Here is a 10,019-nt window from a genome sequence, read left to right on the forward strand (position 1 = left end):
GAACCGGCTGTCTCCCGCAAGGGGGCAGCCGGTTTTTTTGTTGGGCGACCGCAAGGTGCGTCGCCCGGCTGACGCGGGGGCAGGCGCGGCGGTACGATCACGGGATCGAACATCACTCGAAAGGAGCGACATGGGCATCCGGATCATCCAGCTCGGCACGCCGCGCGCGGCCGGCGAGGGCCTGCGGATCGGCACGGTGCGGCGGCCGCCGCGCGGCGTGCCGAAGGCGGAATTCGCGTCGCGCAACTACTATGATGTATGGTTGCCGACGCTGTCGCCGAGCCCGGAGCTCGTCGCACAGGCGCAGGCCGCCGAAACCGATGCCGAATGGAACGCGTTCCGGCGTCACTTCCGCGCGGAGATGGCGCATGGCGATGCGTCGAAGGTGCTCGACCTGCTGGCGGCGCTGTCGGCGACCACCGCGTTCTCGATCGGCTGTTACTGCGACGACGAACGCCATTGCCACCGCAGCGTGCTGCGCGAACTGCTCGCGGAGCGCGGCGCGGCAATCGAGCCCGACGCGGGCTGAACGCGGTTTGAAGCGGCGGCGCGCAGCCGCGCCGGCACGCTGCTGCGTCGTTATCGTGCGGCGCAGCGAACCGGTTGACGTGGGTCAAGCGCGCGGGCGCGCGCGCCACTATGCTCTTGTCATGGAGCCATCACGACGATGACAGGCCGACAGATGCAGATTGTCTTCCCGCCGGAACCCCCCGAATATTGCGCACGCGATCTGGTCGTGGCGTTTTCGGCGCTGGTCGACGGACGTTGCGTGCAGTGCGCGGTCACGGCCGAGGCGCTGGAAGATCATTTCGGCGCGCCGTCGCTGCTCGAACGCGACCTGCTGGCTGCGTTCGAAGCGCACCGGTCGGCGATCGAGGCGATGGCGCGACGCATGCTCGAGGAAATCGGCGGCCGGCCGGTGCTGCTGCACAGCGGCCACTTCCGGCTCGAAGACTGATACCGCAGGAGGGCGCATGACACTGCAGGGCAATATTCACGAACGCGACTGGTCCGTCGAAGTCGAGACGCGCCCGTGCGAATCAGGCGAATTCCGCTGCCGCGTGTCGGTCGAGCATGGCACCGGTGCCGCGCGTTTTCATCACACGTTCGAGCACAGCCACGCGTATCCGACCGAGCGCGAGGCGATGATCGAAGGGCTGCGGGCGGGCATGACGTGGATCGAGATGAAGGCGTCGCAGACCTTCAACGTATGAACCGTCCCGCGCCGACGAAGGCGCGGGCAGACAATCGGCCGGCAGCGATCGAAGCATTCGCGCCGTGCCACGGGCAACACGTGCCGCCGCCTTTCGGTGCGGGCGGCACTTGCAAGGCGGTCGACGAGCGGGCGGCCCCGTCAGGAGACACGACATGGGCGTGGGCATGCAGATCGCCTGCCACGGATTCGCGGGTTCCGCCGCGGTCGAAGCCGAAGCCGGCGCGCAGCTGGTCCGGCTGGAACGGTTTCGCGCGCTGATTGGCGGCTGCCATCTCGCCATCGAAGCGCGTGCCGCCGCCGATGGCGCACGCCAGTACGACGTGCGGCTCGACCTCGTGATGCACGACACGGCGCTGTGGTCGCTGCCGCCGTGCGTCGGCGGCGACGTGGACGACACGTTGCGCCGTGCGTTCATGCAGGCCGAACAGGCGCTGATCGCATGCCAGGCGGGCGGTACAAGGGTGGGGCTGCGCAACGCGGCGGCCGGCGGCGCGGTGCGATGATGCATCGCGCGCGGTGCCGGGGCCGTGCGGGTCGCCAGACGTCGTCCGGGTCTTGGTCCGTCAGACCCGTGCGAGGGCTTGCGAGTCGATGATGCGTATGCGCTTGCCGCGCGTTTCGACCAGCGCTTCACGATGGAACCGCGAGAACATCCGGCTCACGGTTTCGAGCTTCATCCCGAGATAGCAGCCGATTTCCTCGCGCGTCATCCGCAGGTTGAATTCCGTCGCCGAATAGCCGCGCGCCTCGAAGCGCGACGACAGGTTCAGCAGGAAATGCGCGACGCGTTGCTCGGCCGACATCGTGCCGAGCAGCAGCATCTGGCTCGATTCGCGAACGATCTCGCTGCTCAGCATCTGATAAAGGAAGTGCTGCATCGGCTTGATCTCGCGGCACGCCGCTTCGAGCGCGCCGAACGGGATGATGCACACGACGCTGTCTTCGAGCGCGATCGCGTCGCAGCAGTGCTGACCGCCGCCGATGCCATCCATCCCGAGCGTTTCACCGGCGATCTGGAAGCCCGTCACGTGCTCGCGGCCGTCGCGATGCATCATCACCGTCTTGAATGAACCGGCGCGCACCGCATAGATGCTCTGGAACGGATCGTCGGTGCGGAACAGCGCGTCGCCCTGGCGAACCTGCCGGGTCGTGCAGATGATCGCGTCGAGGCGGCCGTATTCGGCCGCGGTCAGGTGCGGCGGCAGGCACATCGAGCGCATCGCGCAGACCGAGCAGCGCGCGGCGGGATGTTTGGCTGCGTCGGCGCGCGTGACCGCGCGAAGCGGAATCGTCGGCCGAGGTGCGATGGGTACGTCGGCGGCGCAGATGGTGGCTGTGGACATGAGTCACTCCGGCTCGTCAGGGGCGGTGCGCGCGGGCGTGCACCAGCGATTCGATGACACGGCATGCAGCGTCGAATTCGACGGTCTTGTCGAAGAAGTAATCGGCTCCGGCCGACGCGCATGCCTCTCTGAATGCCGGCGCCGAGTGATTCGTCAGCACGATCGTGACGATGCGCGGCGCGGCCTTCGACAGCGTCCCGATCAGGTCGAGGCCGCTGCCGTCCGCCAGCCGCAGGTCGACGATCACCACGTCCGCCTGGCTGCTGCGGATATGCGTCCACGCGTCCTGGCCGTCCTCCGCCTCGCCCACGACGGCGACGCCGCGGATCGCGCCGACGAGCAGCGCGATCCGCTGCCGGACGGCAACAGCGTGATCGACGAGAAACACCCGGAGTGCGGCGGGCAACTGGCTGGCATTCATGCCGGCAGTATCGTGTTGCGCCGCCGAAAATGAAATCGGCCGAATTGGAAGTTGATGTAGGCCGCTGCGACGCGTTGTAGGGCGATTCCTACAACGCGTACGGAAAATCGCCGGAGCGGCGCCGAGCTGGGGGTGCCGCGAGCGCGGCCAGCGGGCTGCGCCGCCGAATCAGCCGGCCCGGCGTGCGCCCAGCGCATCGCGCGCCGTGCGGCACGCGGCCAGATCCCACGCGGCACAGCCGACGCTCTTGAACAGCAGCGGCCCGCTGCGGTCGAATGCGCCGCCGAGCACGTCGGCCAGCGATGCGACGTCCTGCCAGTCGACCTGCGCGACGATCAGGTCGCCGGCTTCGTGGCGCGCACCGGCCGGATCGTCGACCACCAGCCGGCTGGCGCGCACCGTGGTCGCGTCGATCTCGGCCGCGTCCGCGGTGAACGCGCCGACGCCGACCACGAGCCGGCCTTCGCGCGCGGCTTCGCGATAGACGGGCGTCCGGCTCGTCGTCAGCGTGACGACGACATCGATCGCATCGGGAATCGCGTCGCCGTCGAGCGGCACGAGACGCGGCGCGTGCGCGAGATGGGCGGCACAGAATGCCGCCGCGCTGTCGGCGCTGGTGCCGCGCACGTGAAGGCGTGCTTCGGGAAAGATCGCGGCGAGCGCTTCCGCGTGATTGGCGGCCTGCTTGCCGGTGCCGATCAGCAGGATGTCGCGCGGCGCGGCGCCGTGCAGCGCCTGGATGCCGAGCGCGGTGATGGCCGCCGTGCGGCGTCCGGTGACCGTCGGGCCATCGAGCGAGAAGCGCATCTCGCCGGTGGTCGCGTCGTATGCCGTGACCTGGCCGAGGATCGTCGGCAGCCCGCGCGCACCGTTGCCCGGGCACACGTTCACGAGCTTGTGGGTCGCGAGGTCGCGCGCGCTCGACGGCATCGACAGCATCACGCCGCCGGCCTGCAGCGGCACGACCAGTCGTTCGGGGCTGACGATCTCGCCCGACGCATAGTCGGCGACGGCCTGCCTGAGCGTGGCGAGCAGCGCCGGGTAGTCGAGCAGCGCGGCCGTGTCGGCCGCATCGAAAACGGGAATCGGGGAAAGAGCGGTCATCGTGTACGTCGTATGCGTCGGTGAGCGTGGACGACGGGCGCATGCCGCGCCCGCCACAGGGCTGCCGGATACCGTGACACAGGGCAGTGTGGATCGAATCTATACCACTTGCTGGCCCACCCGCAACCCAGAAAATAAAGCAGCTCGCTGTTTTTGGTTCTAATATCTGTCCAGAAGGGCCGTCACGGCGTCGATGCCGGCGCGCTCCGGTATAGTGCGAACCCATTCCAGATTCACGCCCGCGACTGGGCAGGAGCCATACGATGATGTCCGCGCGTCCCGACACACCCGAAGGCGGTTTCAGGCCGCTGCAGATCTACGAGCAGGTGGCCGAGAAGATCCGCGACGAAATTCGCGCGGGGCGCTATGCCGCCGAGTCGCGGCTGCCGTCCGAACGCGAGCTCGCGGGGCTGTTCCAGGTCGGCCGGCCGGCCGTGCGCGAGGCGCTCGGCGCGCTGCAGAACGAAGGGCTCGTGTTCACGAAGCGCAATTCCGGCACCTACGTCGTCGCGTCGCCGCTCGATGTGCTCGCGCAGCGCGGTGACACGCATGCGGCGTCCGAACCCGATTTCAGCCCGACGTCGACGCTCGACGTGCGGCTGATCCTGGAGCCCGCGATCGCACGCCTCGCGGCCGCGCACGGTCGGGCCGACGCCGGCGCCGAGCGCTATCTGGCTCAGATGGAAACCATTACCGACGTCGACGATCCGCATCAGCGCGCGCTGTGGAACGAGAGCGACCGGCTGTTCCACCGGCAGCTCGCGTTGATGACCGGCGACGCGCTGATGGTGAAGATCGCCGACGAAGTCGCGAAGACGATGGACCAGCCGCTGTGGAAACGCCTGAAGGACGACGGCATCTACGATGCGGGCCGGATCCGGCTCTACGTGTCCGAACACCGGCTGATCTACGAGGCGATCGTGTCCGGCGACGCCGACGCGGCGGCGTTCTATGTCGAGCAGCACATCCGCCGCGTGCGGCGCGACATCACGCCGAAATGACGGCGCCAGGTTCGTTCTGGTCTGAAAAATGACCAGAATCGAAGTTTTTATTTTGATATTGCTTGCATGGTGACCACGCGTGTCCTACATTGGTTTCACACAAAACCAATCAGGAGACATCATGCGACACCTCGTTACCGCGCTCTCGGTGGCCATCGCCGCCGGCGCGCTGACTTCCGCGCAGGCGCAGGAAGTCGTGATGATCGGCCATTCGGCGCCGCTGACCGGCCCGCAGGCCGCGAACGGCAAGGACAATGAAAACGGCGCGCGTCTGGCCGTCGACGAACTCAACAAGGCCGGCATCAAGGTCGCCGGCAAGACCGTCACGTTCAAACTGGTTTCCGACGACGACCAGGCCGACCCGAAGGCCGGCGTGCAGGTTGCACAGAATCTCGTCGACAAGGGCGTCGTCGCGGTGCTCGGGCCGTACAACTCGGGCGTCGCGATTCCCGCGTCGCGCGTGTACTCGACTGCCGGCGTGCCGATGCTGCCGGTCGCGTCGAACCCGGCGCTGACGAAGCAGGGCTTCAAGAACATCTTCCGGATCGGCGCGAGCGACGAACAGCTCGGCGGCACGATGGCCACCTTCGCCGCGAAGACGCTGAACGCGAAAACCGCCGCCGTGATCGATGATCGCACCGCATACGGGCAGGGCGTGGCCGAGCAGTTCATGAACGTCGCGAAGGCGAACGGCATCAAGATCGTCGACCAGGAATACACGAGTTCGTCGGCCACCGATTTCCTCGGCATTCTCACCAAGATCAAGGCCAGCAACCCCGACGTGATCTTCCTCGGCGGCTATGCGGCACAGGGCGCGCCGATGGCCAAGCAGATGAAGCAGCGCGGCCTGCGTGCGAAGCTGCTCGGCGGCGACGGCATCTGCTCGGCCGACATGGGCAAGGTGGCGGGCGACGCGGCGTCGATCGTCTACTGCGCGCAAGGTGGCGTCGCGCTCGAGAAGACGGCGGCCGGCCGCGAATTCCTGAAGAAGTACCACGACACGTATCACACCGATACGCAGGTCTACGGCGTGAACTACTACGACGGGATGAAACTGCTCGCCGACGCGATGGTCAAGGCCGGCACGACCACCGACAAGGCGAAGCTGATCGCGCAGCTTGCGAAGTCGGACTACAAGGGCGTCGCGGGCACCTATTCGTTCGACGCGAACGGCGACCTGAAGGGCGCGCCGACCACCGTCTACGTGATCCGCAACGGCCTGCCGGAACCGTACGCGAAGTAACCCACCAGCCTGCCATCGGACGGCGGCGCGGCCGCCGTCTTTCGTTTCAACGCATTCGATCACCCATGAAAATTTCCCGATCCCTTTCCACCGTCGAAGTCCATACGGGCGGCGAAGCGTTCCGCATCGTCACGAGCGGGCTGCCGCGTTTGCCGGGCGACACGATCGTCCAGCGCCGCGCGTGGCTCAAGGAGAACGCCGACGAGATCCGCCGCGCACTGATGTTCGAACCGCGCGGCCACGCCGACATGTACGGCGGCTACCTGACCGAGCCCGTGTCGCCGAACGCCGATTTCGGCGTGATCTTCCTGCACAACGAAGGCTACAGCGACCATTGCGGACACGGCGTGATCGCGCTGTCGACTGCGGCCGTCGAGCTCGGCTGGGTGCAGCGCACGGTGCCGGAAACGCGGGTCGGCATCGACGCGCCGTGCGGCTTCATCGAGGCGTTCGTCAAGTGGGACGGCGAGCATGCGGGGCCGGTACGCTTCGTCAACGTGCCGTCGTTCATCTGGCAGCGCGACGTGTCGGTCGAGACCCCGTCGTTCGGCACCGTGACGGGCGACATCGCGTACGGCGGCGCGTTCTATTTCTACGTTGACGGCGCGCCGTTCGACCTCCCGGTGCGCGAAGCGGCGGTGGAAAAGCTGATTCGCTTCGGCGCGGAAGTGAAGGCCGCTGCGAACGCGAAGTACCCGGTCGTGCATCCGGAGATTCCGGAAATCAACCATATCTACGGCACGATCATCGCGAACGCGCCGCGCCACCCGGGCTCGACGCAGGCGAACTGCTGCGTGTTCGCGGATCGCGAGGTCGACCGTTCGCCGACGGGCTCCGGCACCGGCGGCCGGGTTGCACAGCTCTACCAGCGCGGGCTGCTCGCGGCCGGCGACACGCTCGTCAACGAGTCGATCGTCGGCACGGTCTTCAAGGGGCGCGTGCTGCGCGAAACGACGGTCGGCGACATCCCGGCCGTGATTCCGGAAGTGGAGGGCAGCGCGCATATCTGCGGGTTCGCGAACTGGATCGTCGACGAACGCGATCCGCTCACCTACGGTTTTCTCGTGCGCTGAGTGGCAGCGCCGATCGGCCGCGCGTCGCGCGGCCTCCCGGTTGTAGTACCAGGCTTGGCGCGTCGTTCCCGTTGCGGGGCGCGCGCCTTTTTTACGTGGGTACTGCCCGCGCCGCCGCCCCGTGCATGCCGGTGCGACGCCATCGCAGTCCGGCGGGCCGCGCGAGTTTGGTACGATGCACCCTTTTCAGCCGAGCTCCACCCGCGTGAATCGCCGAAACGTGTCGTCAGTGCGTGACTTCTGTGCCAGATGGGTCGCGCGCGCCCAACCCGTCGCGGCTGCCGCCGTCGCGCGGGTCAAGCCTCTCGCCGCCACCGCGTGGCACCATGTCCGTCATCCGACGCGCCGCGGCGTGCTGCTCGCGGGCGCCGCCGTGCCAGCGCTGTTCGTGGTGTACGTGGTCGTGCTGATCCCGTTCACGCCGGGCATCGGCGACATCCGCAAGGCGCGCGTCGACCAGCCCGCGCAGGTGCTGTCTGCCGACGGCAAGCTGCTGGCCGAATTCAAGCCGTCGAACCGCGAGTGGGTGCCGCTCAAGCAGATCTCGCCGCACATGGTCGATGCGCTGATCGCGACCGAGGATCACCGCTTCTACGAACACCACGGCCTCGACTGGAAGCGCACGGCGTCGGCCGCGCTCCATACGTTCTCGGGCAGCCGCCAGGGCGGCTCGACGATCACGCAGCAGCTCGCGCGCAACCTGTATCCGGACGAGATCGGCCGCGCGCCGACGCTTACGCGCAAGGTGAAGGAGGCGATCACCGCGCTGAAGATCGAGGCAGTCTACAGCAAGGACCAGATCCTCGAGACCTACCTGAACACGGTGCCGTTCCTGTACAACGCGTACGGCGTCGAGATGGCCGCGCGCACCTATTTCGACAAGTCGGCCGACGAGCTCGACGTGCTCGACAGCGCGACGCTCGTCGGGATGCTGAAAGGCAACAGCTACTACAACCCGGTGCTGAATCCCGAGCGCGCGCTGCAGCGGCGCAATACGGTGCTGGGCCAGATGGTGAAGTACGGCAAGCTGTCGCCCGCGCAGTTCGCGCAGCTGCAGCGCCGGCCGTTGCGGATCGACTTCGAGCGGCAGAAGGAGCCGCCGGGGCCCGCGCCGCATTTCGCGCAGCAGTTGCGCAAATGGCTGATCGCGTGGGCCGACCGCAACGACTACAACATCTACGCGGACGGGCTGATCGTGCGCACGACGATCGACTCGCGGTTGCAGCAGATGGCGACCCAGGCGCTCACGCTGCAGGGCAACCAGTTGCAGGGCATCGCGAACAACGCATGGAGCGGCCGCGACGGCTGCGGCACCGACAACGAGGTGTTCCGCACGTTCATGCGCGAGTCGCCGGAGTACAAGGCTGCGCAGGACGCCGGCAAGGACGACGCGGCCGCGATGAAGCTGCTCGCGGCCGACCGCGGCTTCATGCGCGCGCTGTGCAAGACCAAGACCGACGTGCAGGCCGGCTTCCTCGCGATCGATCCGCGCAACGGTCAGATCCGCGCGTGGGTCGGCAGCCGCGACTTCACCAACGAACCGTTCGACCACGTCGCGCAGGCGCGGCGCCAGCCGGGCTCGACGTTCAAGCCGTTCGTCTATGGCGTCGCGTTCGCGAGCGGGATGAAGCCGGACGACACGTTCATCGACCAGCCGGTCGAGATCCCGTTGAAGGGCGGCGAGATCTGGCGGCCGAACGACGACGTGCCGCCGACCGGCAAGCCGATGACGCTGCGCGACGCAGTCGCGCTGTCGCGCAACCGGATCACCGCGCAGGTGATGGAGAAGGTCGGGCCGGCTTCCGTGGCCAGGCTCGCGCGCGACATGGGCGTGCGCGAAAGCCCGCTCGAACGCGTGCCGTCGCTCGCGCTCGGCACGAGCCCGGTCACGCTGAAGGAGATGGTCGCGTCGTACGCGACGATCGCGAACGGCGGGCTGTATGTCGAGCCGCAGATGGTCACGCGCATCGAGAACCGCCAGGGCGACGTGCTCGCCGAATACGCGCCGGCGCCGCCCGAGCGTGCGCTCGACGCGGAAACCGACAAGACGCTGCTCAGCGTGATGCGCGATGTCGTGACGCGCGGCACGGGCGGCAGCATCCGCACGCGCTTCGGGATCCGCGGCGACGTGGCCGGCAAGACGGGCACGACGCAGGACAACGCGGACGGCTGGTTCATCCTGATGCAGCCCGGGCTCGTCGCCGGCGCGTGGGTCGGTTTCGACGACGGCCGCGTGACGCTGCGCAGCGATTATTGGGGGCAGGGCGCGCACAGTGCGCTGCCGATCGTCGGCGATTTCTTCCAGCGTGCGCAGCGCGCCCGGATCGTCGACACGAAGGCGAAATTCGATACCGAGCCGTCGCCGGGCTGGTTCGCGTCGCTGCGCGAGCGCGTGACGGACCTGTTCGACACGTGGTTCCCGCCCGAGGCGAAGAAGGCCCCGGCGCCGGTCAGGACGCAGCGGGTGGAGCGTGCGCCCGAGGCTGACACGGGCGCGGCCTCGGCAGTGTCGGCCGCCTCGGCGCCCGAAGCGGCATCGGGCGGTATCGTCGAGGAATGGGTGCCGGCGTCCGAAGTGGCCGCGTCGGCCGCCGCGCTGTCGGCGGGCGCGTCGCAAC

11 protein-coding genes are annotated in these 10,019 nt (G+C 68.0%); 8 read left to right on the forward strand and 3 right to left on the reverse strand.

The window, feature by feature from the left end:
• The first annotated feature begins 130 nt into the window (after nt 1-130).
• The 4 genes from G3N61_RS13770 (at nt 131) to G3N61_RS13785 (ending at nt 1,719) form a co-directional block, all read left to right on the forward strand.
• Nucleotides 131-529 (forward strand): DUF488 family protein, encoded by a 399-nt coding sequence (locus G3N61_RS13770; protein WP_043183658.1) that lies wholly within the window; start codon nt 131-133, stop codon nt 527-529.
• Nucleotides 530-667: 138 nt separating this feature from the next.
• On the forward strand, nt 668-958 hold the full coding sequence (locus tag G3N61_RS13775; RefSeq protein WP_043183659.1) for a DUF1488 domain-containing protein: 291 nt from the start codon (nt 668-670) through the stop codon (nt 956-958).
• Nucleotides 959-974: 16 nt separating this feature from the next.
• Nucleotides 975-1,214 (forward strand): UDP-glucose 4-epimerase, encoded by a 240-nt coding sequence (locus G3N61_RS13780; RefSeq protein WP_089453021.1) that lies wholly within the window; start codon nt 975-977, stop codon nt 1,212-1,214.
• 154 nt (nt 1,215-1,368) lie between these two features.
• A complete protein-coding gene (locus G3N61_RS13785; protein ID WP_089453020.1) occupies nt 1,369-1,719 on the forward strand; it encodes a metal ABC transporter ATPase in 351 nt (116 codons plus the stop codon).
• Nucleotides 1,720-1,779: 60 nt separating this feature from the next.
• On the opposite strand, the gene G3N61_RS13790 is transcribed toward G3N61_RS13785, so the two are convergent.
• The 3 genes from G3N61_RS13790 to lhpI form a co-directional block, all read right to left on the reverse strand.
• Nucleotides 1,780-2,559: a helix-turn-helix domain-containing protein gene (locus G3N61_RS13790; RefSeq protein WP_089453019.1), complete on the reverse strand. Its 780-nt coding sequence runs from the start codon at nt 2,557-2,559 to the stop codon at nt 1,780-1,782.
• Nucleotides 2,560-2,575: 16 nt separating this feature from the next.
• Nucleotides 2,576-2,980 carry a response regulator transcription factor gene (locus tag G3N61_RS13795; RefSeq protein WP_043183664.1) on the reverse strand — a complete coding sequence of 135 codons (405 nt, stop codon included), beginning with the start codon at nt 2,978-2,980 and terminating at the stop codon, nt 2,576-2,578.
• 168 nt (nt 2,981-3,148) lie between these two features.
• Entirely contained in the window at nt 3,149-4,084 is a 936-nt protein-coding gene (gene lhpI / locus G3N61_RS13800) for a bifunctional Delta(1)-pyrroline-2-carboxylate/Delta(1)-piperideine-2-carboxylate reductase (protein ID WP_205822729.1), read from the reverse strand.
• A gap of 263 nt (nt 4,085-4,347) precedes the next feature.
• On the opposite strand from lhpI, the gene G3N61_RS13805 reads away from it, so the two are divergent.
• The 4 genes from G3N61_RS13805 to G3N61_RS13820 form a co-directional block, all read left to right on the forward strand.
• Nucleotides 4,348-5,085, forward strand: a complete 738-nt coding sequence (locus tag G3N61_RS13805) for a GntR family transcriptional regulator (RefSeq protein WP_043183666.1) — start codon at nt 4,348-4,350, stop codon at nt 5,083-5,085.
• 121 nt (nt 5,086-5,206) lie between these two features.
• Nucleotides 5,207-6,328, forward strand: a complete 1,122-nt coding sequence (locus G3N61_RS13810) for a branched-chain amino acid ABC transporter substrate-binding protein (RefSeq protein ID WP_205822730.1) — start codon at nt 5,207-5,209, stop codon at nt 6,326-6,328.
• A 65-nt stretch (nt 6,329-6,393) separates the two neighbouring features.
• Nucleotides 6,394-7,401, forward strand: coding sequence for a trans-3-hydroxy-L-proline dehydratase (gene lhpH, locus G3N61_RS13815; RefSeq protein WP_043183670.1), 1,008 nt, complete (start codon nt 6,394-6,396; stop codon nt 7,399-7,401).
• 175 nt (nt 7,402-7,576) lie between these two features.
• Nucleotides 7,577-10,019 (forward strand): transglycosylase domain-containing protein (locus G3N61_RS13820; protein WP_205822731.1); only part of this gene is annotated, 2,443 nt, incomplete at its 3' end.

Source organism: Burkholderia sp. Ac-20349 (genome assembly GCF_017104865.1).
Classification (GTDB): Bacteria; Pseudomonadota; Gammaproteobacteria; order Burkholderiales; family Burkholderiaceae; genus Burkholderia; species Burkholderia aenigmatica.

What these genes read in the sequence shown, in the direction of transcription:
- G3N61_RS13770 (WP_043183658.1), top strand. Translation starts at nt 131, where the DNA reads ATGGGCATCCGGATCATCCAGCTCGGCACGCCGCGCGCGGCCGGCGAG.
- G3N61_RS13775 (WP_043183659.1), top strand. Translation starts at nt 668, where the DNA reads ATGACAGGCCGACAGATGCAGATTGTCTTCCCGCCGGAACCCCCCGAA.
- G3N61_RS13780 (WP_089453021.1), top strand. Translation starts at nt 975, where the DNA reads ATGACACTGCAGGGCAATATTCACGAACGCGACTGGTCCGTCGAAGTC.
- G3N61_RS13785 (WP_089453020.1), top strand. Translation starts at nt 1,369, where the DNA reads ATGGGCGTGGGCATGCAGATCGCCTGCCACGGATTCGCGGGTTCCGCC.
- G3N61_RS13790 (WP_089453019.1), bottom strand. Translation starts at nt 2,559, where the DNA reads ATGTCCACAGCCACCATCTGCGCCGCCGACGTACCCATCGCACCTCGG.
- G3N61_RS13795 (WP_043183664.1), bottom strand. Translation starts at nt 2,980, where the DNA reads ATGAATGCCAGCCAGTTGCCCGCCGCACTCCGGGTGTTTCTCGTCGAT.
- lhpI (WP_205822729.1), bottom strand. Translation starts at nt 4,084, where the DNA reads ATGACCGCTCTTTCCCCGATTCCCGTTTTCGATGCGGCCGACACGGCC.
- G3N61_RS13805 (WP_043183666.1), top strand. Translation starts at nt 4,348, where the DNA reads ATGATGTCCGCGCGTCCCGACACACCCGAAGGCGGTTTCAGGCCGCTG.
- G3N61_RS13810 (WP_205822730.1), top strand. Translation starts at nt 5,207, where the DNA reads ATGCGACACCTCGTTACCGCGCTCTCGGTGGCCATCGCCGCCGGCGCG.
- lhpH (WP_043183670.1), top strand. Translation starts at nt 6,394, where the DNA reads ATGAAAATTTCCCGATCCCTTTCCACCGTCGAAGTCCATACGGGCGGC.